The 22,633-nt window shown below is 73.3% G+C and carries 18 protein-coding genes and 1 pseudogene; 10 read left to right on the forward strand and 9 right to left on the reverse strand.

All coding sequences use genetic code 11. The annotated features are described in order from the left end of the window. Positions 1-23 precede the first annotated feature (23 nt). The 3 genes from K353_RS31425 to K353_RS31435 form a co-directional block, all read right to left on the reverse strand. Positions 24-587, reverse strand: a complete 564-nt coding sequence (locus K353_RS31425; protein ID WP_111556893.1) for a YbjN domain-containing protein — start codon at positions 585-587, stop codon at positions 24-26. A 191-nt stretch (positions 588-778) separates the two neighbouring features. Continuing rightward, positions 779-3,382 (reverse strand): ATP-dependent chaperone ClpB, encoded by a 2,604-nt coding sequence (gene clpB / locus K353_RS31430; RefSeq protein ID WP_111556894.1) that lies wholly within the window; start codon positions 3,380-3,382, stop codon positions 779-781. Between the two features lie 181 nt (positions 3,383-3,563). Further along, positions 3,564-4,493, reverse strand: a complete 930-nt coding sequence (locus K353_RS31435) for a LysR family transcriptional regulator (RefSeq protein ID WP_111556895.1) — start codon at positions 4,491-4,493, stop codon at positions 3,564-3,566. Between the two features lie 70 nt (positions 4,494-4,563). On the opposite strand from K353_RS31435, the gene K353_RS31440 reads away from it, so the two are divergent. The 6 genes from K353_RS31440 (at position 4,564) to K353_RS31465 (ending at position 10,704) form a co-directional block, all read left to right on the forward strand. Further along, positions 4,564-5,664 (forward strand): C4-dicarboxylate ABC transporter, encoded by a 1,101-nt coding sequence (locus K353_RS31440; RefSeq protein ID WP_111556896.1) that lies wholly within the window; start codon positions 4,564-4,566, stop codon positions 5,662-5,664. Positions 5,665-6,429: 765 nt separating this feature from the next. Then, complete coding sequence (locus K353_RS37025; protein WP_146616631.1) at positions 6,430-7,527, forward strand: LuxR family transcriptional regulator; 1,098 nt, start codon at positions 6,430-6,432, stop codon at positions 7,525-7,527. Then, on the forward strand, positions 7,520-8,545 hold the full coding sequence (locus K353_RS31450) for a LuxR C-terminal-related transcriptional regulator (protein WP_111556898.1): 1,026 nt from the start codon (positions 7,520-7,522) through the stop codon (positions 8,543-8,545). Before K353_RS37025 ends, K353_RS31450 begins: the two co-directional genes overlap by 8 nt. Beyond that, positions 8,538-8,729, forward strand: a complete 192-nt coding sequence (locus K353_RS31455; RefSeq protein WP_111556899.1) for a hypothetical protein — start codon at positions 8,538-8,540, stop codon at positions 8,727-8,729. The genes K353_RS31450 and K353_RS31455 overlap by 8 nt, the downstream gene beginning before the upstream one ends. Further along, complete coding sequence (locus K353_RS31460) at positions 8,726-9,736, forward strand: LuxR family transcriptional regulator (protein ID WP_111556900.1); 1,011 nt, start codon at positions 8,726-8,728, stop codon at positions 9,734-9,736. Before K353_RS31455 ends, K353_RS31460 begins: the two co-directional genes overlap by 4 nt. Beyond that, a complete protein-coding gene (locus tag K353_RS31465) occupies positions 9,733-10,704 on the forward strand; it encodes a LuxR C-terminal-related transcriptional regulator (RefSeq protein ID WP_111556901.1) in 972 nt (323 codons plus the stop codon). Before K353_RS31460 ends, K353_RS31465 begins: the two co-directional genes overlap by 4 nt. Before the next feature lie 42 nt (positions 10,705-10,746). Here the strand turns inward: K353_RS31465 and K353_RS31470 are convergent, their stop codons facing one another. Further along, positions 10,747-11,355 carry a hypothetical protein gene (locus tag K353_RS31470; RefSeq protein ID WP_030905655.1) on the reverse strand — a complete coding sequence of 203 codons (609 nt, stop codon included), beginning with the start codon at positions 11,353-11,355 and terminating at the stop codon, positions 10,747-10,749. A gap of 405 nt (positions 11,356-11,760) precedes the next feature. On the opposite strand from K353_RS31470, the gene K353_RS34670 reads away from it, so the two are divergent. Next, entirely contained in the window at positions 11,761-11,916 is a 156-nt protein-coding gene (locus K353_RS34670; RefSeq protein ID WP_158585551.1) for a hypothetical protein, read from the forward strand. 26 nt (positions 11,917-11,942) lie between these two features. On the opposite strand, the gene K353_RS31475 is transcribed toward K353_RS34670, so the two are convergent. The 5 genes from K353_RS31475 to dnaK all read right to left on the reverse strand — a co-directional run bounded on the left by K353_RS31475 (position 11,943) and on the right by dnaK (position 17,399). After that, complete coding sequence (locus K353_RS31475) at positions 11,943-12,944, reverse strand: hypothetical protein (RefSeq protein ID WP_146616632.1); 1,002 nt, start codon at positions 12,942-12,944, stop codon at positions 11,943-11,945. A 207-nt stretch (positions 12,945-13,151) separates the two neighbouring features. After that, positions 13,152-13,670, reverse strand: coding sequence for a heat shock protein transcriptional repressor HspR (locus tag K353_RS31480; RefSeq protein ID WP_233533952.1), 519 nt, complete (start codon positions 13,668-13,670; stop codon positions 13,152-13,154). A gap of 7 nt (positions 13,671-13,677) precedes the next feature. Further along, positions 13,678-14,826, reverse strand: coding sequence for a molecular chaperone DnaJ (gene dnaJ, locus K353_RS31485; protein ID WP_111556903.1), 1,149 nt, complete (start codon positions 14,824-14,826; stop codon positions 13,678-13,680). A 138-nt stretch (positions 14,827-14,964) separates the two neighbouring features. Next, positions 14,965-15,555 (reverse strand): nucleotide exchange factor GrpE, encoded by a 591-nt coding sequence (gene grpE / locus K353_RS31490; RefSeq protein ID WP_100837298.1) that lies wholly within the window; start codon positions 15,553-15,555, stop codon positions 14,965-14,967. After that, complete coding sequence (dnaK, locus tag K353_RS31495) at positions 15,552-17,399, reverse strand: molecular chaperone DnaK (protein ID WP_111556904.1); 1,848 nt, start codon at positions 17,397-17,399, stop codon at positions 15,552-15,554. The genes grpE and dnaK overlap by 4 nt, the downstream gene beginning before the upstream one ends. A gap of 305 nt (positions 17,400-17,704) precedes the next feature. Here dnaK and K353_RS31500 point away from each other — a divergent pair, with 305 nt between their 5' ends. The 3 genes and pseudogenes from K353_RS31500 to K353_RS31515 all read left to right on the forward strand — a co-directional run bounded on the left by K353_RS31500 (position 17,705) and on the right by K353_RS31515 (position 22,492). Continuing rightward, the gene (locus K353_RS31500) at positions 17,705-19,918 is read left to right on the forward strand and encodes a (Fe-S)-binding protein (RefSeq protein WP_111556905.1); all 2,214 of its coding nucleotides are present in this window, start codon (positions 17,705-17,707) and stop codon (positions 19,916-19,918) included. A gap of 283 nt (positions 19,919-20,201) precedes the next feature. Further along, positions 20,202-21,275: pseudogene (locus tag K353_RS31510) on the forward strand (sugar phosphate nucleotidyltransferase); the annotation flags it as partial. A gap of 206 nt (positions 21,276-21,481) precedes the next feature. After that, positions 21,482-22,492, forward strand: coding sequence for a Yip1 family protein (locus tag K353_RS31515; protein ID WP_233533953.1), 1,011 nt, complete (start codon positions 21,482-21,484; stop codon positions 22,490-22,492). The last annotated feature ends 141 nt before the right edge of the window (positions 22,493-22,633 follow it).

Here is a 22,633-nt window from a genome sequence, read left to right on the forward strand (position 1 = left end):
TCCGGGGCGCTGCGGGGAGGGGCTCAGGCCTCGTCGGCCGGGCCGTCCTCGGGGGCGGCGTCGCCGTCGGCGTCCTTGGCCTGCTCGCCGAGCTGCTCGACCATCCACTGCTCGAAGCCGACCGCGGCCTGGGTCCAGTTGGCGGTGGTGCCGACGAAGTACTCCAGGTTGACGCCGTTGCCGACGATCATCTGGGACTCACCGATCAGCCGGACCACGCCGTCGTCGTGGGTGTGGGTGTAGACCTTGGGCCACAGGGTCTCGCGGTTCCACTCGTCGATCAGGGCGAGGATCTCGGGCTTCTGCTCCAGCGGGAACGGGCGGTCGTAGAACGCGCGGACCGCGAACAGCTCCTTGTGGTCGCCGCGGAACATGTAGTAGACGCGGAAGTTCTCCCAGGGGGCGGTGAGGTCGCCCTCCTCGTCCACCACGTGCTTGAGCTGCATCTGGTCGAGCAGCTGGGCGACCAGGTCCTGGTTCGGGACGATCACCGGCGGCGGCCCGGCCGGAGCGCCACCGGGCTGGCCGCCGCCCTGCGGCGGCTGCGGCAGGCCGAAGGACGGGATGGACGACGGGTCGATGCTCACGGGGATGTCCCTTTCACGGTGCACGGTCGGCTGCCGATGGGGGGCCGCCTCTCCTGGTCTCCATCCTGCCTCATTCGGGGCCAGCGGCACAGGGTGCACTCCGCCGCGTGATCATGTCCCCGCCGACCGCGGCGCGGCCGGCGCGGGCCGGTGGGCGGGGCCCGGGCGGGACCCCGCCCACCGACGGGGCGTCACTTCTCCAGCGAGGCGCGCGGACCGACGCTGAGCCGGTCGGAGGAACCGTCGTGGTCGACCACCACCGTCTCGCCGTCGTGCACCCGGCCGGAGAGGATCTCCTTGGCCAGCTGGTCGCCGATCGCGGACTGCACCAGCCGGCGCAGCGGCCGGGCGCCGTACGCCGGGTCGTAGCCGGTGAGCGAGAGCCAGTCCCGGGCGGCCGGGGTGACGTCCAGGGTGAGCCGGCGCTCGTGCAGCCGGCGGGCCAGCGCGGCGACCTGGAGGTCGACGATCCGGCTGAGCTCCTCGGTGCCCAGCGGGTCGAACACCACGATGTCGTCCAGCCGGTTCAGGAACTCCGGCTTGAAGGACTGCCGCACCGTCTCCAGCACCAGCTCCTTCTTGCGCTCCTCGGGCGTGGCCGGGTTGACCAGGTACTGGGAGCCCAGGTTGGAGGTGAGGATCAGGATGGCGTTGCGGAAGTCCACCGTGCGGCCCTGGCCGTCGGTGAGGCGGCCGTCGTCCAGCACCTGGAGCAGCACGTCGAACACCTCGGGGTGGGCCTTCTCCACCTCGTCCAGCAGGACCACGCTGTACGGGCGGCGGCGGACCGCCTCGGTGAGCTGGCCGCCCTCCTCGTAGCCGACGTACCCGGGCGGGGCGCCGACCAGGCGGGAGACCGAGTGCTTCTCGCCGTACTCGCTCATGTCGATCCGGACCATGGCGCGCTCGTCGTCGAAGAGGAAGTCCGCCAGGGCCTTGGCCAGCTCGGTCTTGCCGACGCCGGTCGGGCCGAGGAAGAGGAACGAGCCGGTCGGGCGGTCCGGGTCGGCGATGCCGGAGCGGGTGCGGCGCACCGCGTCGGAGACGGCGCGGACGGCCTCGTGCTGGCCGATCAGGCGGCGGCCCAGCTCCTCCTCCATCCGCAGCAGCTTGGCGCTCTCGCCCTCCAGCAGCCGGCCGGCCGGGATGCCCGTCCAGGACGCGACCACGTCCGCCACGTCGTCCGGGCCGACCTGCTCCTTGACCATGCTGGTGTTCGGCTCGTCCGCCGCGCGGTCCTGCGCCTCGGTCAACTCCCGCTCGGCGGCCGGGATCTCGGCGTACATCAGCTTGGAGGCGCGCTCGAAGTCGCCGTCGCGCTGGGCGCGGTCCAGGCTGCCGCGCAGGTCGTCCAGGCGCTCCTTGAGCTCGCCGACCCGGTTGAGCGACTTCTTCTCCTGTTCCCAGCGGGCGTTGAGGGTGCTCAGCTGCTCCTGCTTGTCCGCGAGGTCGCGCCGGAGCCGGCCGAGCCGCTCGACCGAGGCCGGGTCGGACTCCTTCTCCAGCGCCAGCTCCTCCATCCGCAGCCGGTCGACCGCGCGCTGCAGCTCGTCGATCTCCACCGGGGAGGAGTCGATCTCCATCCGCAGCCGGGAGGCGGCCTCGTCCACCAGGTCGATCGCCTTGTCGGGCAGGAAGCGGGCGGTGATGTACCGGTTGGAGAGCGTCGCCGCGGCGACCAGCGCGGCGTCGGTGATCTCCACCTTGTGGTGCGCCTCGTAGCGGCCCTTGAGGCCGCGCAGGATCGCGATGGTGTCCTCGACGCTGGGCTCGCCGACCATCACCTGCTGGAAGCGGCGCTCCAGGGCCGGGTCCTTCTCGATCCGCTCGCGGTACTCGTCCAGCGTGGTGGCGCCGACCATGCGCAGCTCGCCGCGGGCCAGCATCGGCTTGAGCATGTTGCCCGCGTCCATCGAGGAGTCGCCGCCGGCGCCCGCGCCGACCATGGTGTGCAGCTCGTCGATGAAGGTGACCACCTGGCCGTCGGAGGCCTTGATGTCGTTCAGGACGGCCTTCAGCCGCTCCTCGAACTCGCCGCGGAACTTCGCGCCCGCGACCATCGCCGCCAGGTCGAGCGCGACCAGGCGCTTGCCGCGCAGCGACTCCGGCACGTCGCCCGCGACGATCCGCTGGGCCAGGCCCTCGACCACCGCGGTCTTGCCGACGCCGGGCTCGCCGATCAGCACCGGGTTGTTCTTGGTCCGCCGGGAGAGCACCTGCACCACCCGGCGGATCTCCTGGTCGCGGCCGATCACCGGGTCGAGCTTGCCGTCCCGCGCGGCCTGCGTCAGGTCGGAGCCGTACTTCTCCAGGGCCTTGTAGGTGCCCTCCGGGTCCGGCGAGGTGACCCGGGCACTGCCCCGGACCTCCTTGAACGCGGCCAGCAGCGCCTGCGCCGTCGCGCCCTGCTGCCGGAGCGGCTCGGCGGCCTGCCCGCCCTCGGCGGCCAGGCCGACCAGCAGGTGCTCGGTGGAGACGTACTGGTCGTCCAGGTCGGCGGCGCGCCGGCCGGCCTCCTCCAGCACGGCCAGGGTGTCGCGCGCGAGGTTCGGCGCGGCGACCGTGGAGCCCTGGGCGGCCGGGAGCGCGGCGGCCTGCTGGCGGGCGGCGGCGGCGACCCGCCCCGCGTCCGCCCCGACGGCCTCCAGCAGCGGACGGGCCAGGCCCTCCGGCTGGTCGAGCAGGGCCAGCAGGACGTGCACCGGCTTGACGTCCGGGTTCCCCGCGGCGCTGGCCTGCCGGATGGCGGAGGACAGGGCCTCCTGCGTCTTGCTGGTGAACTTACTGGCGTCCACTGCGGGCGTACCCCTCTCGTCTCGGGACTGGTACGAGTCTGATGAGTACAGCATGCACTAAGTTGAGTGTATTCCGCTCAGGTTTTACGAAGGGTTTCCGCTCAGTACGGCCGGACGGGCGGTCCGGCCGCTCCGCTCAGCCCGGCCGGACGGAGCCGCCCGGCCCCTCCTGCCCCCGCGTTCAGCCCTTCCGGACGCCCCGGCCCGGCCCGGGCGCCCGGGTCAGCCCCAGCAGCTCGCGGGCCGGCCCGGCCGGGCGCTGGCCGGCCGGCCAGACCGCGCGCAGCGGGCGCTGCAGCTCCAGCCCGGCCAGCGGCACGGCGACCAGCCGGCGGGTGGCCAGTTCCTCGGTCACCGCCAGCTCGCTCAGGCAGACCGGGCCCGCGCCGGTCATCGCGGCCGCCTTCAGCGCCGTCGAGGAGGCCAGCTCCAGCCGGGGCGCGGCCGGGCCGCCGTACGGGGCCAGCGCCTCCTCCAGCACCTCCCGGGTGCCGGAGCCGACCTCGCGCAGCACCAGCGGGGTGGCCGCCAGCTCGGCGCCGGTGACCGGGGTGCGGCGGCGGGCCCAGCGGTGCTCGGGGGAGACCACCACCACCAGCCGGTCGGCGGCCACCACCGCGCCGGACAGGCCGGGCGGGGTGGAGGTGCCCTCGACGAAGCCCAGGTCGGCCTCGCCGGCCAGCACCTGGGCGGCGACGTCGTGCGAGTTCGCGGTGCGCAGCGTGACGGCGGTGCCCGGGATGGCCTCGTTCAGGGCCAGCAGCCAGCCCGGCATCAGGTACTCGGCGACGGTCAGGCTGGCCACCACCCGCAGCCGGGCGTCCCGGCGGCCGCGCAGCGCGTCGATCCCGGCGTCCAGCGCCTGGGCGGCCTCGACCACCTGCCGGGCCCACTCGACCACCAGCCGGCCCGCCTCGGTGGGCCGGGAGCCGCGCGGCGAGCGCTCCAGCAGCGGCACCCCGATCTGCCGTTCCATGCCCTTGATCCGGGCGCTGGCGGCGGGCTGGCTGACGCCCAGTTCGGCGGCGGCCCGCCCGACGCTGCCCAGCCGGGCCACGGCGAGCAGCAGCTCCAGGGCGCCGAGTTCCGGGACGTGCGGGGAGAGAGCCATAGGCCCAGGCTATGTCCTCATAGCGGGCGGCTCGCTACCGCCGTCCCGCCCGCGCGGGGACGGTGGAGGCATGGCAACCCTCCTCGCGCCGCGCACCACCCTGCGCACCCCCGACCTGTCCCGGCTCGGACCCCACTGGTACGCCGCCGTGATGGGCACCGCGATCACCGGCAACGCCGCCGCCGCGCTGCCGGTGGACGTCCCCGGCCGCACCGCCTTCGCCGAGGCGGTCTGGACGCTCTCGCTGCTGATGCTGGCCGCCCTGCTGGCCGGCCGCGCCGTCCACCTGACCCGGCACCGCGAGCAGGCCCGGCACACCCTGCTGGCGGACCCGTCCGCCGCCGTCTTCTACGGCTGCCCGCCGATGGCCCTGCTGGCCGTCGGCCACGGCGCGCTCACCGTCGGCGGCCCGGTGCTCGGCGAGCCGGCCGCGCTCGCGCTGGACGTGCTGCTGTGGACGGCGGGCACCGCGTACGCGCTGGCGGTGGCCGCCGGGCTGCCGTACCTGATGGTCACCCGGCACCGGCTGTCCGCGCTGGAGGCCAACCCGACCTGGCTGCTGCCGGTGGTCGCACCGATGGTGTCCGCGGCGCTCGGCCCCGCGCTGGTGCCGCACCTGCCCGCGGGGGCGGCCCGGCAGGCGCTGCTGTACGGGTGCGTGGCGATGTTCGGGGCCGGCCTGCTGGCCACCCTGGCGCTGCTGCCGGTGGTCCTCGGCGGGCTGCTGCACAGCAAGCTGCCCGCCCTGGTGCTCACCCCGTCGCTGTTCCTGGTGCTCGGGCCGCTGGGCCAGTCCACCACCGCCGTCCACCAGTTCGCCGACGCGCTGCCGCTCGCGCTGCCCGGCGCGGGCCCCGGCGCCGGGGCGGCGGCCCGCGCGCTGGCCGAGGTGTACGGCGTCGCGGTGACGGGGTTCGCGCTGCTCTGGCTGGCGGTTGCGCTGGCCGCGAACCTGCGGGCCCTGCGGGCCGGGATGCCGTTCGCGATGACCTGGTGGGCCTTCACCTTCCCGGTCGGCACCCTGGTCACCGGCACCACCGCGCTGGCCCGGCACACCAGGTTCGGCGGATTCACCGCCCTCGCCGCCGGGCTCTACCTGCTGCTGCTCGCCGCCTGGGCGGTGGCGCTGGCGCGGACCGCGGCCGGCCTGCGGGCGGGCCGCCTGCTCTGAGGCCCGCCGGGGCCGCCGGGACCGCCGCGGGCGGTCACCGCGGGCGGCCGGAGCGGCGTTCGGGCGGGACGTTCGGGTCCGGCCGATATTCGGCGCAGTGGATTCCGGATCGGCGGGTTCGGCGGAGGATTGCCGAATTCCCGTTCCGGGCAGTGACATTCCGCCCGGCCGCGACGCCCCCGGTCAGGGCCCCTCTCCCCTTTTTTCGAATGCCTGTTCGGGGGAGGGGGGCAATGCGCGGAAAGCGTCATTCCGGGCACCGGGCCGGGACGTTTGCTGCATGTTCCTGCACTTGCGGGAACCTGCAGCCGGAGAGCACTTGTTCGGAGCGCGCCCCGCTGTGAGGGTGTAGACACGCCAAGTCGTCCGGGGCAGCCGCAGCCCGAGTCGGCGACTTGCTCTTCGCGTGGGGGCGACAGGTGCGTTCGCATCTGCGCAACGGGGGGAAGAGCACCGGCCGGGACGCCACGTGTGGTGGTGGCTGCCCGACCGGCTCGGCGAGGCGTTGCTGCTCCGCCTCGCCGAAGCGCCATGACGCTGGCGTGACACGAGCGGGTCCTCCGGGGTCCGGGTGCCGACGGCACCCGGCCCGGGGGGCACGCCCGGCCCGCGGGGGTGACTCCCGCCGTCGAGCCCGACGGCCCTCTGGGATCATCATCCGCAAACGGAGGAACACGGCAGGGAGTGCTCGACGTGGCAGCGGACCACCCGAAGTCCGATCCGGACACCGACCGGCCCGGCGCACCCGTGACATCGGCCCCACCCGTGACCCCCGGCATCCCCGGCACGCCCGACGGCCCGTCCCTCGGCGACACCTCCCTCGACGGCCCGCCGCCCGACGGCCACTCCCTCGGCGGCCTGTCCTTCGGCCCCCCGTTCGACCCGGACGCCGGACTGCCCGAGGAGGACGCCACCCGGCTCTACCTGGCCGTCCTCGCCGCCGGCGGCCGCGTCCCGCTGGACGCGCCGCCCCCGCTCGGCACCGACCTCACCCCCGAGCGCCAACAGGCCCTGCTGGAGCAGCTGGTGGCGATCGGCCTGATGCTGCCCAACCGGATCGACGGCTGCTACGTCGCGGTCAGCCCGCGGGCCGTCGCCGAACGCCTCGGCGCCGACCTGCGCTCCCGCGCCACCCGCCTGCTGCTCGACGCCGGCCGGCTGCCCGCCGCGCTCGACCCGCTCGCCCGCGCCTACGACGCCGTCCCCCGGCCCGCCGACCGGACCAGGCAGGCCGTCTACATCGACGGCCAGGAGGGCATCCGGCTGCGGATCGCCCAACTGGTCTCGGACTGCCGCCTCGAACTGCTCAGCGCCCAGCCCGGGCTCCGCCCGCCCGCCGTCCTCGAACTCGCCCACACCCAGGACCGGCGGATGCTCAGCCGGGGCGCCACCCTGCGCGCCCTCTACCAGCCCGTCGCGCTCACCGAGGACAGCGCCGTCCGGCACGCCACCGCGATGACCGAGCACGGCGCCCAACTGCGCGTCCTGGACGAGCCGTTCCTCCGGCTGATCGTCATCGACCGGCGGATCGCCGTGATCCCCGCCGCCGAGGACCACAGCCGCGCCGCGTTCGTCGAGGACCCCGCCGCGATCGCCTACCTGGTGGCCGGCTTCGAACGCGACTGGGCCCGCGCCGAGCAGGTCCACTGGCACGGCCTCGACAGCCGCACCCTGACCCGCGCCATCACCGAACGGGTCGGCCGCCTGCTCGCCCAGGGCCTCACCCAGCGCGCCGTCGCCACCCGCCTGGGCCTGTCCGAGCGCACCGTCGCCGGGCACATCTCCCGCCTGCGCGACCTGTACGGGGCCGGCACCCTGTTCCAGCTCGGCTGGCTGATGAGAGGCGGCGGCGGACGTGGCTGACCCGACCCCCGCCCCCGCCCCCGCAGGCGCCGTCCCGGCCCCCGCCCCCGCCCCCGCCCCCTCGGCCTGTGGTCCGATCGACGCGCAGGCGTGGCGCCTCTACCTGGACGTCCTGGAAGCCGGCGGCCGGGTCGCCGCCGACGCCCTCCCCGCCCCGCAGCGGCCCGCCCTCGCCGGACTGCTGCGCACCGGCCTGCTGATGCTGGACGGCCACGACGACTCCTACCTGGCCGTCAACCCCCGCTTCGTGGCCGACACCCTCGGCACCGAGATGAACGCCGAGGCCACCCGCCTGCTCAACCGGGCCGAACGCCTGGCCGCCGACCTCGAACCGCTGATCGCCGCCTACGACAGCGTGCCCCGCCCGGCCGGGCCCGTCCCCGCCGACCTCCAGATCACCGGACGCGAGCACATCCGCCAGCGGATCGCCCAACTCGGCTCCGCCTGCCGGGAGGAGGCCCTGACCTCGCAGCCCGGGAAGCCGCTGCCCGCCGCCCTGGAACTGTCCCTGCGCCAGGAACTGCCGGTCCTGCGCCGCGGCTGCCGCATCCTCACCCTCTACCAGCCGGCCGTGCTCACCGAGCCCGCCGTGATCCGCTACGCCGCCACCGTCACCAGGGCCGGCGGTGAGGTCCGGCTGCTCGACGAGCCCTTCCAGCGCACCCTGGTCTTCGACCGGGCCACCGCCGTGGTGCCCGCCGCCGAGGACTTCTCCCGGGCCGCGGTGCTCTCCGACCCCGCGACCGTGGGCATGATCGTCGCCAACTTCGAACGCGACTGGGCCCGCGCCGAACGCGTCCCCTGGCACAGCCTCCTGGACAGCGACCCCACCCGGACCGCCTCCGCGCAGGTCGGCCGCCTGCTGGCCGCCGGGCTGACCCAGAAGGCGATCGCCTCCCGCCTGGGCCTGTCCGAACGCACCGTCGCCGGGCACATCTCCCGCCTGCGCGACCTGCACGGCGCCGAGACGCTCTTCCAACTCGGCTGGCTGATGCGGCGGGAGAAGCCGGGTGCCTGACACCCCGCCGCCCCGGCCCGGACCCGCCCCCGAGCCCGATCCGGACGCCCCCGAGCCGGACGCCGCCGCCTCCGCGCGGCTGCTCGCCCCCGGGCCGCCGGTCCAGCACGATGGAGGCGAGCGGCCCACCGCCGTCGACCCGCGCGCCGCCACCGGCCGGCCGGTGCGGGAGGGAACGAGGTGAACCCCCTGCTGAGCGACGCCGAACGCGCCCTGTACCGCGAAGTCCTCGCCCGGGGCGGCCGGATGATGTTCCGCGAGGCGGCGCGGCTGGACGCGGACGCCGTGCACCGCCTGGTCGAGTTCGGACTGCTGGTGCACCACGCCGTCGACGAGTCGCTGACCGCCGTCAGCCCGCGCACCGCCGTCGGCCGGCTCGGCGCCCGGATGCGGGCCGAGGGGGCCGGGCTGCTGCTGCGGGCCGAGGAGACGCCCGCGCTGCTCGAACCGCTCGGCCTGGCCTACGAGTCGGCGCTCGGCCGGGACGACCGCTCCAGCGTGGTGCACCACGTCCGGGACGTGGAGCAGATCCGGCACGGCATCCTCCAGGTCGAGTCCGAGACGCGCGAGGAGATCCTGGCCGCCCAGCCCGGCGGCGCCCGGCCGCGGCAGTTCCTGGAGCAGTCCCTCGAACTCACCCGGACCCACCTGGACGCCGGCATCGCCCTGCGCACCCTCTACGCGCCCGGCGCGCTCGCCGACCCGCCCACCGCCTCCTACGCGGCCGACGTCACCGACCTCGGCGAACGCATCCGGGTCCTGGACGAGCCGTTCACCCGGCTGCTGGTCTTCGACCGCAAGGTGGCCGTCATCCCGGCCGCCGCCGACCACTCCAGCGCCGCCTTCGTCGAGGACCCGGCCCTGGTCGCCCTGCTGGTCGAGCGCTTCGAGCGCGACTGGGCCCGCGCCGCGACCGTCGACTGGCACGCCGCCGCCGGCCGCCCGCGCGGGACGGGCGTGCCGCCCGAACTCACCGACCTGCTGGCCGCGGGCCTGACCCAGCGGGCGATCGCCTCCCGGCTGGGGCTCTCGGAGCGGACGGTGGCCGGGCACATCGCCCGGCTGCGGGAGTTCTACGATGCGGAGACCCTGTTCCAGCTGGGCTGGCAGCTGCGCGGGGCGTCCGGACGACCCGCCGCGCCGCCGGGGCAGCGCCCCGCGCGGACGGCTGAGGAGGAGCGGGACCCGTGAGCGAGGCGAACCCGGTCGCCCTGCCGAGCGAGGCGGAGCGGCGGCTCTACCAGCAGGTCCTGGACCAGGGCGGGCGGGTGGCGTTCCGCGAGGCGGTCGAGCAGGACCCGGCCGGGGTGCTGCGGCTGCTGGAGCTCGGGCTGCTGGTGCACGACGCCGCCGCGCGGGTGCTGACGGCGGCCGACCCGCGGGCGGTCGGCGACCGGATCAGCGCCCGGCTGCGCGCCGAGGGCACCCGGTTGCTGCTGCGCGCGGAGGAGCTGCCCGCGCTGCTGGAGGACCTCACCCACGCCTACGACGCGACCCCGCGCCGGGCCGACCGCTCCAGCGTGGTGCAGCACGTCGAGCGGACCGAGCAGATCCGGCGGCGCGTCCGGCGGCTGGCGGACGGGGCGCGCGAGGAGGAGCTGTCCCTGCACCCCGGCGGGGCCGGGTCGGCCCCCCTGCTGGACCGGTCGCCGGAGCGCACCCGCCGCTTCCTGGAGCGCGGGGCGGCCGTCCGCACCGTCCACGAGCCGGCCGCGCTGCTGGACGGGCCGACGGTGCGCTGGGCGGAGCGGGTGACCGGCTGGGGCGGCCGGTTCCGCACCTTGAGCGAACCGTTCAGCAGGCTGCTGGTCTTCGACCGCCGGATCGCCGTCGTCCCGGCGTCGGCCGACGGCTCCGGTGCCGCCTTCGTCGAGGACCCGGCGGTGGTCGCGTTCCTGGTCGCCGCCTTCGAGCGGGACTGGGAGCGGGCCGAGCGGGTCCAGTGGCGCTCCGCCGAGCCCGGGGGCGCGGACGAGAGCGCGGTGCCGGTCCACGAGCAGGTGGGCCGGCTGCTCGCCAGGGGCCTGACCCAGAAGGCCGTCGCCTCCCGGCTGGGCCTGTCCGAGCGGACCGTCGCCGCGCACATCTCCCGGCTGCGCGAACTCCACGGCGCGGAGACCCTCTTCCAGCTGGGCTGGCAGATACGGGGAGCCGGGTGACCGGGGGAGCGGGCGGGCCGGTGGCGCGGGGCGGACGGGCCGTCAGCCGGTGGCGATCTCCGGGGACCAGAAGCCGTACGGGCCGGTGTGCTCGCGGCGCGGCCGCGGGAACTGGTCGCCGGGCGCGGTCCAGAAGCCGCCGCGCAGCGACAGCGCCATCCCGGCCCAGTCCAGCGCGGTCTCCACGGTGTGGTGCAGCGCCTCCTGCGACCAGGTGTCGTCGAAGACCAGCGGCAGCACCGGCGAGACCTGCTCGATGGTGGCGATCAGCGGGTTGTGCGTGATCGCCTCGTCCACCAGGAGCACGATCGGCTTGCGCAGCGCCGACGCCCACCCGAGCTCCAGGCTCACCCCGGCCGACAGCGGGGCGCCCACGTACGCGAAGACCAGGTCCGCGCTCTGCATCGCCCGGAAGTCCGACGGCACCCGCTGCTCCGGTGCCCGTCCGGCCACCGTCCACGCGTCGCTGTGGTGCGCGCTGTACACCGCGGCCCCGCTGTCCAGCAGCGTGCTGCGCAGCGTGGTCAGTCTGGTCCGGCTGGCCAGCGTCACCACACTGTCTGCCGGGCCGGTCAGCCGCATCAGCGGCGCGGCCAGGAACACGCGTGCGCGGCGCCCCTCGGCGCGGTGTTGCAGGTGGTGCTCACTCATGTCGACTCCGGGTGTGGTGATTCGGCCGTCGGGTCCGATGCCCCCTGTCCGTCGGAACGGCGGTTGAGGACCCGGAGATTGCCGCGCTCCGGGTTCGGCGGCCGGTGCGGTGGACGCGCTGGATTGTGCTACTGCGGTTACGACTAGCTGATCGTCCATCGCCGGGTGTCAACGAGTCCACTGGCGCACGGTGGCATCTGGCTGCCTGGCGGATAGATGACACCTCGGCCCGCGACCCCCGTTCGTGCGCGCCGACATGCACATTTCAGCGACCGATCCCCGGCATGATGAGGGGGGTGGGGTGACGTGAGGGCGGTTGATGGGGAATCATATGTCGGAAATTGGTGCGGCCATCGTTCGAGCGGGCGATGCTCGCGATGGATTTGTCCCGAAAGGAGTGATGTTGTGCTGAAGGTCCGTCGTATCCTGATCGCGACTGTTCTGCTGGGCATCACTGTGTTTCTCGGAGCCGGCCCGGCGAGCGCGGACTCCTACTGGAGTGCCTCCGAGACCACTGTGGTGCAGAAGGCCCTCGCGGCGGACATGGACAGCCACTGGTAGGCCCCGGCGTCGAGGGGCCGCCGAGCTCAGCCCGTCGGCCCCTCGGCCTGTGCGATCTTCCACCCGAGCTGGAAGAGCGTCTCCACCCCGTACTCCTCGCGCATTTCGGCGATGTGGCGGGCCAGCGTGCGCTCGCTGAGGCCGATGCGCCGGGCGATCGTGCGGTGCGCGATGCCCTCCAGCATCATGCGGACGATTTGCTTGCGCATGCTGGACACCACCTGCGGCGGTATTTCGTGGCCGCCGGTGAAGGGGATGGCCCGCTCCCACTGACTGTGGAAGACGCCCACGATGTAGTCGATGACGGCGTCGTCCCGGACGAAGGCCGCGCGGTCCCGGTTCTGTTCGTCGCCGACGGTTATCACGGCGACCTTCCGGTCGATCACGATCAGCTTGGCGAAGGCCTCGTCCAGTGTTCTCACCTGGCAACCCTCTTGGGTCACCGCCTGGACGTAGCTGATCGTCGGGTTCGAATAGCGGGCGCTCGGCTGGTAGATGGTCCTGATCGTCCCGCCGCGTTCCACGAATTCCATATCGCGGGCGATCGCTATCTTCAGGGCGTCCTCGCCGCGGCCGCCGCCGGGTTGTGCCGTGAGCATTTCATTCGACGCGCTGGCCATGATCGCCGCCAGGTTTTCGTTGATGTTCCCCCGGCCCTGGACGTATTCGATGGCGCCGCCGGATTCGGGGTGCGCGATGTAGGCCAGGTACTCCTGGTGGAGTTCCTGCAGGGCCTGGGTGGTCGCCATCGAGCGGTGCAGGATTCTGGTGGCTTCCAGCTGGAAGCCCAGTGACAATGCCTCGGCCAGCTGCTGGGGGTCCTTCACCGCGTACGTCCCGGCCGGGCCCACCTCGGGCTGCAGGAGCCCGACGTCCAGCAGTTCGTGCAGCGCGGGGTCGTCCCGGTCGGCGGGGAGGGCGTGGCGCCCGGTCAGCTTCCCGCCGCTCTGCACGGCCCGGGTGTAGAGGGCCCGGGCCTCGGGGGAAAGGCCAGGGGCCGCGGCGGGGTTCCTCCGCTCAGTGCTCATGTCCATGACTCCTTGCCTGAGCTGGGGCCTTTGGTGGATCCGGCGCGTGCCCTCCGGCCCGCATCATAGAGCGAAGGTCTCCCGATCCCCCTCGGATTACCGGACTGCGGACAGCCGGGCGGCGCTCCGGAAAAGAACTCTGACAGGACGCGGAAGCCGCCGGCACCCCCCGAACGGGAGGGGTGTCGGCGGCTCGGTGCCGGGCGCTCAGCGCTTGGGCCGCCAGACCACCAGCGCGCTGGACTGCTGGACCTGCTGGTAGGGGACCAGGTCGCGGCGGTAGGAGGCGTGCACGGCGGCCTCGCGCTGCTGGAGGGTGGCGGCGGCGCTCTCCAGGGCGTCGACCAGTTCGGTGACGCGGGACTGCAGGGCGGCGACCTGGTTCTCCAGCTCGATGATCCGCTTGATGCCGGCCAGGTTGATGCCCTCGTCCTGGGAGAGCCGCTGGACCTCGCGCAGCTGCTGGATGTCCCGGGCGGAGTAGCGGCGGCCGCGGCCGGCGGTGCGGTCGGGGCTGACCAGGCCGAGGCGGTCGTACTGGCGGAGGGTCTGCGGGTGCAGCCCGGAGAGTTCGGCGGCGACCGAGATGACGTAGACCGGGGTGTCCTCGGTGAGCACGTACGGCGGGGCGGCGGCGCGGGGGCGGCCGCCGCCGGGCAGGCCCTCGCCCAGGCCGGTGCCGATCCGGCCGGTGCCGTCGCGGCTGCTGTCGGGATGGGGACTCATCGGGGTCTCACGCTCCCTCCGCCGCCTTGAACAGGGCGGCTCGCGGGTCGTCCGAGGCGGTGGCCTCGCGGTACTGCTCCAGTGCGGTCAGCGCGTCTCCGTCGACGTGCTTGGGCACCGAGACCTCCACGGTGACCAGCAGGTCGCCGCGGGTGCCGTCCTTGCGGGTGGCGCCCTTGCCCCGGGCCCGCATGGTCAGGCCGTTGGCGCTGCCGGGCGGCAGCTTGAGCTTCACGGCCGGACCGTTCAGGGTCGGCACCTCGATGGTGCCGCCCAGCGCGGCTTCGGGGAAGCTCACCGGCACGGTCACCGTGAGGTTGTCGCCCTTGCGCCCGAACACCGGGTGCGGGTCGACGTGCACCGTGACGTACAGGTCTCCAGGCTGGCCGCCGCGCTCGCCCTGGGCGCCCTTGCCCTTGAGCCGGATCCGCTGGCCGTCCTGCACCCCGGCCGGGATGCGCACCTGCATGGTCCGGGCCGAGGAGGCCCGGCCGCTGCCGTGGCAGACGGTGCACGGGTCGTCGACGATCATGCCGCGGCCCTTGCAGTCCCGGCAGGGCTCGGAGAGCGCGAAGGCGCCCTGGCCCCGGCTGACGGTGCCCGCGCCGACGCAGGTCGGGCAGACCCGCGGGGTGGTGCCGGCCTTGGCGCCCGTCCCGGCGCAGGCGCGGCAGGCGGCCTGGGAGGTCATCCGCAGCGGCACCGTCGCGCCGTCCACGGCCTCCTCGAAGTTCAGCGTGACCTCGGTCTCGACGTCGGCCCCGCGGCGCGGCTGGGCGGTCTGCCGACCGCCGCGGTTGAACAGGCCGCCGAACACGTCGCCGATCCCGCCACCGGCCGAGCCGCTCCCGCCGTTGAAGAGGTCGCCGAAGTCGAAGCCCCCGGCCGCGCCCGCCCCGCCGGGCCGGAAGCCGCCGCCCGCGAACAGCGAGCGGGCCTCGTCGTACTCCTTGCGGCGCTTCTCGTCGGAGAGCACGTCGTACGCCTCGGAGATGTCCTTGAAGCGCTCCTCGGCCTTGGCGTCGCCCTTGTTCGCGTCCGGGTGGAACTCGCGGGCCAGCTTGCGGTACGTCTTCTTGATCTCTGCGGCGGTGGCGTCCTTGGGCACGCCGAGGACCTTGTAGTAGTCCTTCTCCACGTAGTCCTTAGCGCTCATGGCCTTTGACCGCCACCTCCCGGAATCCCGAAGTTCTGTTGCCTGCCGGCACCGCGCGGCGCGGTGCCGTGATACGGCGCTGCGGAGCCGGCCGTCGTACTGGACGACGTACGACTCCGCAGCGCACGGGGACTCTACTCAGCTGTCGGACGGGCCGTCAGCCTGGTCGCCGTCCGGCTCGCCGGTGGTCTGGGTGCCCGGCTGGGGCTCCGCGACCGCGACCATCGCCGGGCGGATGATCCGCTCGCCGATCCGGTACCCGGGCTGGAGGATCTGCACGCAGGTGTCCTCCGTCACGTCCGACGAGTAACTGTGCATCAGCGCCTCGTGGATGGTCGGGTCGAAGGGCTCGCCCTCCTTGCCGAACTGCTGCAGCCCGAGCTTGGCGACGACCGTCTCCAGCGACTCGGCGACCGACTTGAAGCCGCCCGTCACCTCGCCGTGCTCGCGGGCCCGGCCGATGTCGTCCAGCACCGGGACCAGCGACTCCAGGATGCTGGAGACCGCGATCTCCCGGACGGTGGCCCGGTCGCGCTCGACCCGCTTGCGGTAGTTCTGGTACTCGGCCTGGAGCCGCTGCAGGTCGGCGGTGCGCTCGCCGGCCTCGCGCTTGGCGGCGGCCAGTTCGTCGGCACCCGCACCCGCGACGGCCTCCTCGGCTGCCTTGAGCACGGCCTCCTCGGCGGCGGAGTCGTCGCCGGGCTGCTCGCCCTGCGGCTTCTCCGTCATGCCGCACCGCCCTTGGGCTTCTCGTCGTCGACGATCTCGGCGTCGACCACGTCGTCCTCCTTGGCGCCCGCCTCGCCGGCCCCGGCCGCGCCGGCCGCCGCGCCCGCGCCGTCGGCCTGCGCGTACAGCGCCGCGCCGAGCTTCTGGGCGGTGGTGGAGACCTTCTCGGTGGCGGTGCGGATGGCCGCGACGTCCTCGCCCTTGAGGGTCTCCTTGAGCTCGCCGATGGCGGTCTCGACCTCGGTCTTGACGTCCGCCGGGAGCTTGTCCGCGTTGTCCGCGATGAACTTCTCGGTCGAGTAGACGAGCTGCTCGCCCTGGTTGCGGGTCTCGACGGCCTCGCGGCGCTTGGTGTCCTCCTCCGCGTAGCGCTCGGCCTCCTCGCGCATGCGGTTGACCTCGTCCTTCGGCAGCGAGGAGCCGCCGGTGACGGTCATCTTCTGCTCCTTGCCGGTGCCGAGGTCCTTCGCGGCCACGTGCATGATGCCGTTGGCGTCGATGTCGAAGGTGACCTCGATCTGCGGCAGGCCGCGCGGGGCCGGCGGCAGGCCGGTCAGCTCGAACATGCCGAGCTTCTTGTTGTACGCCGCGATCTCGCGCTCGCCCTGGTAGACCTGGATCTGCACGGAGGGCTGGTTGTCCTCGGCGGTGGTGAAGATCTCGGAGCGCTTGGTCGGGATCGTGGTGTTGCGCTCGATCAGCTTGGTCATGATGCCGCCCTTGGTCTCGATGCCGAGGGACAGCGGGGTGACGTCGAGCAGCAGGACGTCCTTGACCTCGCCCTTGAGGACACCGGCCTGGAGCGAGGCGCCGATGGCGACGACCTCGTCCGGGTTGACGCCCTTGTTGGCGTCCTTGCCGCCGGTCAGCTCCTTGACCAGCTCGGCGACGGCCGGCATGCGGGTCGAGCCGCCGACCAGGACCACGTGGTCGATCTCGGACAGCTGGATGCCGGCGTCCTTGATCACGTTGTGGAACGGGACCTTGCAGCGGTCCAGCAGGTCCGAGGTGAGCTGCTGGAACTGCGAGCGGGTGAGCTTCTCGTCCAGGTGCAGCGGGCCCTCGGCGGAGGCCGTGATGTAGGGCAGGTTGATCGAGGTCTCGGAGGACGAGGACAGCTCGATCTTGGCCTTCTCGGCGGCCTCGCGCAGGCGCTGGACGGCCATCTTGTCCTTGGACAGGTCGACGCCGTGGCCGGACTGGAAGACCTTCACCAGGTGGTCGACGACCCGCTGGTCCCAGTCGTCGCCGCCGAGGTGGTTGTCGCCGTTGGTGGCCTTGACCTCGACCACGCCGTCGCCGATCTCCAGCAGCGAGACGTCGAAGGTGCCGCCGCCGAGGTCGAAGACCAGGATGGTCTGGTCGTCCTTGTCCAGGCCGTAGGCCAGGGCGGCCGCGGTCGGCTCGTTGACGATGCGCAGGACGTTCAGGCCCGCGATCTCGCCGGCCTCCTTGGTGGCCTGGCGCTCGGAGTCGTTGAAGTAGGCCGGGACGGTGATGACGGCGTCGGTGACCGTCTCGCCCAGGTAGGCCTCGGCGTCCCGCTTGAGCTTCTGCAGGACGAAGGCGGAGATCTGCTGCGGCGTGAAGTCCTTGCCGTCGATGCCGATCTTCCAGTCGGTGCCCATGTGGCGCTTCACCGAGCGGATGGTGCGGTCGACGTTGGTGACCGCCTGCCGCTTGGCGACCTCGCCGACGAGCACCTCGCCGTTCTTGGCGAAGGCGACGACGGACGGCGTGGTCCGAGCGCCCTCGGCGTTGGTGATGACCGTGGGCTCACCGCCCTCAAGAACACTGACGACGGAGTTCGTCGTACCGAGGTCGATGCCGACCGCGCGTGCCATCGTGAATACCTCCGAGGAGAAGTTGAGCAGTACGGACTCAAGGATGCACGACCGATCGGGCCGCGTCAACAGCTTTGAGTCCGTGTCGCTCAACTTTACTGAGCGCTTATGTCGCGAGGGGTCCGGCGGCTGCTCCGGGCGGGTGAGTCTGGGCTTAGTGACTGCCGCCATACCTTGAACATCTTCTGGCGGAGTGTTAACGCGCGGTAATGTCCGGCGCGTCGACCCTGCAAGTTACCGACCAGTACAATCTGCGGGGGACCCAAGGGAAGACTCGGACCAGAGCCGCTGGAGACGGAGAGCCGATGCAGCTAGCAGCGATCGTCATCTCGCTGGTCACATTCGTGATCGGCACCGCGCTCGCCGCCCGTGCGGCGCTGTACATCTACAAGGTGGTGCGCACCGGCTCCGCCGACGGCACCCGATTCGGGCAGCCCGCGCAGCGGGTCGCCACCGTGGCCAAGGAGTTCCTCGGCCACACCCGGATGAACCGCTGGGGCGTCGTCGGCGTCGCCCACTGGTTCGTCGCCGTCGGGTTCTTCTCGCTGGTGCTCACCCTGGTGAACGCCTTCGGGCAGCTCTTCGACGCCGAGTTCGTGCTCCCGGTCATCGGCCACTGGCTGCCGTGGAACATCTTCGTCGAGCTGATCGGCACCCTCACCACCCTGGGCATCCTCACCCTGATGGTGATCCGCCTGCTCAGCCTGCCCTCCCGGGCCGGCCGCAAGTCCCGGTTCGCCGGCTCGATCGCCTGGCAGGCGTTCTACGTCGAGTACACGATCCTCGGCATCGGCCTGTGCATCATGATGCTGCGCGGCCTGGAGGGCGCCCTGGAGGGCGTCGACTCCTACGACCCGGCCTACCTGGTCTCGTACCCGATCGCCGCCGCCTTCCACGGCACCGCGCACGGCACCCTGGTCAACCTGGTCTACCTGTTCGCGATGCTGAAGATCTGCATCTCCTTCGCCTGGGCGATCACCATCGGCGTCAACCCCTCGATGGGCGTCGCCTGGCACCGCTTCCTGGCCTTCTTCAACATCTACTTCAAGCGCGAGGACGACGGCGGCACCGCGCTCGGCGCGCTGCGCCCGATGACCAGCGGCGGCGCCCCGATCGACTTCGAGGACCCGGCCGACGACGCCGTGTTCGGCGTCTCCCAGGTCGAGCACTTCTCCTGGAAGGGCATCCTCGACTTCTCCACCTGCACCGAGTGCGGCCGCTGCCAGTCGCAGTGCCCGGCCTGGAACACCGGCAAGCCGCTCTCGCCCAAGCTGCTGATCATGAGCCTGCGCGAGCACGCCTTCGCCAAGGCCCCCTACCTGCTGGCCGGCGGCGGCAAGTCGATGGAGGGCGAGGAGCGGGCCACCGCCGAGCAGCTCGCCGGCGTCCCCGCCGCCGCCCTGGCCGAGGCCGAGCGCCCGCTGATCGGCACCGCCGAGGAGAACGGCGTCATCGACCCGGACGTGCTGTGGTCCTGCACCACCTGCGGCGCCTGCGTCGAGCAGTGCCCGGTCGACATCGAGCACATCGACCACATCGTCGACATGCGCCGCTACCAGGTGATGATCGAGAGCAGCTTCCCGACCGAGGCCGGGACGATGCTCAAGAACCTGGAGAACAAGGGCAACCCGTGGGGCCTAGCCACCAAGGCCCGGCTGGACTGGGTCAAGGAGCTGAAGAAGGAGACCGGCATCGAGGTGCCGGTGATCGGCGAGGACATCGACCCCGCCGAGGTCGAGTACCTGTACTGGGTCGGCTGCGCCGGCGCCCTGGAGGACCGGGCCAAGAAGACCACCAAGGCGTTCGCCGAACTGCTGCACACCGCGGGCGTGAAGTTCGCCATCCTCGGCAAGGAGGAGACCTGCACCGGTGACTCCCCGCGCCGCCTCGGCAACGAGTTCCTGTTCCAGATGCTCGGCGCGCAGAACGTCGAGACCCTGAACGCCGCGCTGGAGGACGCCCCCACCAAGCGGATCGTCGCCACCTGCCCGCACTGCTTCAACACCATCGCCAACGAGTACCCGCAGCTCGGCGGCCACTTCGAGGTCATCCACCACACCCAGCTGCTCCAGCACCTGATCGACGAGGGCAAGCTGCTGCCGGTGAACCCGGTGGAGGGCCTGATCACCTACCACGACCCGTGCTACCTCGGCCGGCACAACAAGGTCTACACCCCGCCGCGCGAGATCATCGGCCGGGTGCCCGGCCTGCGCAACGAGGAGATGCACCGCCACAAGGAGCGCGGCTTCTGCTGCGGCGCAGGCGGCGCCCGGATGTGGATGGAGGAGCGGATCGGCAAGCGGATCAACACCGAGCGGGTGGACGAGGCGCTGTCGCTGAACCCGGACATCGTCTCCACCGCCTGCCCGTTCTGCCTGGTGATGCTCTCCGACTCGGTCAACGGCAAGAAGAACGAGGGCGCGGCCAAGGAGCACCTCAAGGTCGTCGACGTCGCCCAGCTGCTGCTGGAGTCGGTCAAGGCCGCCCCCGCCGCCGAGGCGGAGCCGGTCGAGGCCTGACGCCCCCGCACCACCCGCACTGCTTGCACCACCTGCACCACCCGCACCACCCGGACCCCGGGCGCCCGTCGCGGCCCCGGGGTCCGGCGCGTGGGTCCGCAGCCCGAAACGACCGGGGCGGTGGCACCCAGACGATGTTCGAGCAAATAGAGTGTGCGACGGAACCGCGGGAAGGACCGGTTCCGTCGGAGGCCATGGCACGCCGCCCCGGCCAGTTCACCGAGCGAGCGCACCGGACCCTGTCGTGCCGGGCCGCCGGAATTCGACCACGGGAGACAGCACCATGACCCAGGCGATCATGCTGGTCGGAGGCAAGGGCACCCGCCTCCGTCCGTTGACCACCCACACGCCGAAACCGATGCTGCCCGTGGCGGGTGTCCCGTTCATCGCGCACCAGCTCGCCCGGGCCGCCGCCGCCGGCGTCACCCGCGTGGTGCTCGCCACCTCCTACCTCGCCGAGGTCTTCGTCGACCACTTCCAGGACGGCAGCCCCTACGGCATCGAACTGGTCTACCTCACCGAGGAGGAGCCGCTGGGCACCGGCGGCGCGATCCGCAACGCCGCCACCGGCCTCACCTGCGGCCCCGAGGAGCCGGTGCTGGTCTTCAACGGCGACATCCTCTCCGGCCTGGACATCGCCGCCCTGCGCGACGGGCACAGCGCCTCCGGCGCCGACGTCACCCTGCACCTCACCCGGGTGGCCGATCCGCGTGCCTTCGGCCTCGTCCCGACCGATCCGGACGGCCGGGTGCTCGCCTTCCTGGAGAAGCCCGAGACCCCCGAGCAGATCGTCACCGACCAGATCAACGCGGGCTGCTACGTCTTCACCCGCTCGGTGATCGACCGCATCCCGACCGGCCGCGAGGTCTCGGTCGAGCGCGAGACCTTCCCCGAACTGCTCGCCACCGGCGCGCTGCTGCGCGGCGTCGTCGACACCTCCTACTGGCTGGACCTGGGCACCCCCGCCGCCTTCGTCCGCGGCTCGGCCGACCTGGTGCTCGGCAAGGTCGACTCCCCGGCCGTCCCCGGCCCCACCGGCGAGGCGCTGCTGCTGCCCGGCTCGCACGTCGACCCGGCCGCCGTGCTCAGCTCCGGCACCGTGGTCTCCGAGGGCGCCCGGGTCGCCGCCGGCGCCATCGTCGAGGGCAGCGTGGTGCTGCCCGGCGCCCGGATCGAGGCCGGCGCGTACGTCCGGGACTCCATCGTCGGCGCCTACGCCGAGATCGGCGAGCGCTGCTCGCTGGACGGCGTGGTGATCGGCGACGGCGCCGTCCTGGAGGCCGAGAACGAGCTCCCGTCCGGCCTGCGGATCGCCTGCGGCACCCGGCTCCCGGTCGGCGCCGTCCGGCTGTCGGCGGGCCCCGGCGGCTGCGAGGCCGGCCTCAGCAACGCCGCCGCGGTGCACGCGCCCGGCGCCGGCGTCACCGGCTGAGCCCCTCCCGCCCGGACTCCGCCGGAACACGTCGGGCCGGAGCCGGGCGCACCGTCACAGGACGGCTGCAATCCGGTCCCGCCGCCATGATCACCCGACGGTGGGTCAGCCGTTGCGGGTACCGTCGAGGCGTGGCTGGCAATCGACACGACGACGGACGGGGCGCCGACCCCCGGCAGCGCTGGACGGCACCCGCACCTGGCACCCCCCAGGGCGACCCGTACCCCGGCGCGCCCACCGGCGCCCCCGAGTACTTCACCGCCCCGCACCCCGGGCCCACCGGCCCCGGCGACCGGCCCGGCCACACCAGGGCCTTCGCGCTCGGCGAGCAGCCCTACGGCGACCAGCCGTACGGCGACCAGTCCTACGACGAGCAGCCATACGGCGAGCAGCCGTACCCGTACGGCGACGGCCAGGGCTACGACGGCCAGGGCTACGACGACGGGTACGGCGGCCACCCGGGCCACCCGGCGGGGCCGGACGGCTACGGCTACGGCCACCACCCGGACGGCCCCGAGCCGGGCGGCTACGCCCCCGGGGCGGCGGACAACGTCGCCGTCTACCGGGCCGGCGGCCAGGCCGCGCCGCACGCGGGCGGGCCCCGGCTGCCCTGGCGGCAGCTGCTGGTCGGCATGTACCGCAGCCCCGGCGCCACCTTCGACCGGATGCGCGACCACCAGGTGTGGCTGCCCGCGCTGTGCGTGTCGCTGCTGTACGGCGTGCTCGCGGTGTTCGCCCTCGACTCCACCTACGACCAGGTGGTGCACTCCACCTTCGCGGTCGCGCTGTGGGCGATCGGCGGCGCCGCGGTCGCCTTCACGCTGGCCGGCGGGGTGCTCTCCGCGGTCACCTACGCCCTGGCCCGGCAGTTCGGCGGCGACGGCCCCTGGCAGTCCACGGTCGGCCTGGCCGCGCTGATCAGCTGGACCACCGACGCCCCGCGGCTGCTGCTCGCCCTCTTCCTGCCGGCCGGCAACCCGGTCGTGCAGGTGGTCGGCTGGGCGACCTGGGTGGGCTGCGCGGTCCTGCTGACCACCATGGTGCGGCGGATCCACGACCTGCCCTGGGGCAAGGCGGCCGGTGCGGCGGCGGTGCAGCTGCTGGCGCTGCTGGTGCTGATCAAGCTGCCGACCCTGGGCTGAGGCGCGGCGCGCGGGCCCGGCACCGGGGCTCGGGGCCCGGCACCCAGGCCCCCGGGCCTAGCACCGGGGCTCCGGGCCCGGGCGGACGGCCCCCTCGGGTCGGGCGTCCGGCCCGGTCCGGCCGGGTTTGTAGGGTGAGGT

Source organism: Kitasatospora sp. SolWspMP-SS2h (assembly GCF_003259315.1).
Classification (GTDB): Bacteria; Actinomycetota; Actinomycetes; order Streptomycetales; family Streptomycetaceae; genus Kitasatospora; species Kitasatospora fiedleri.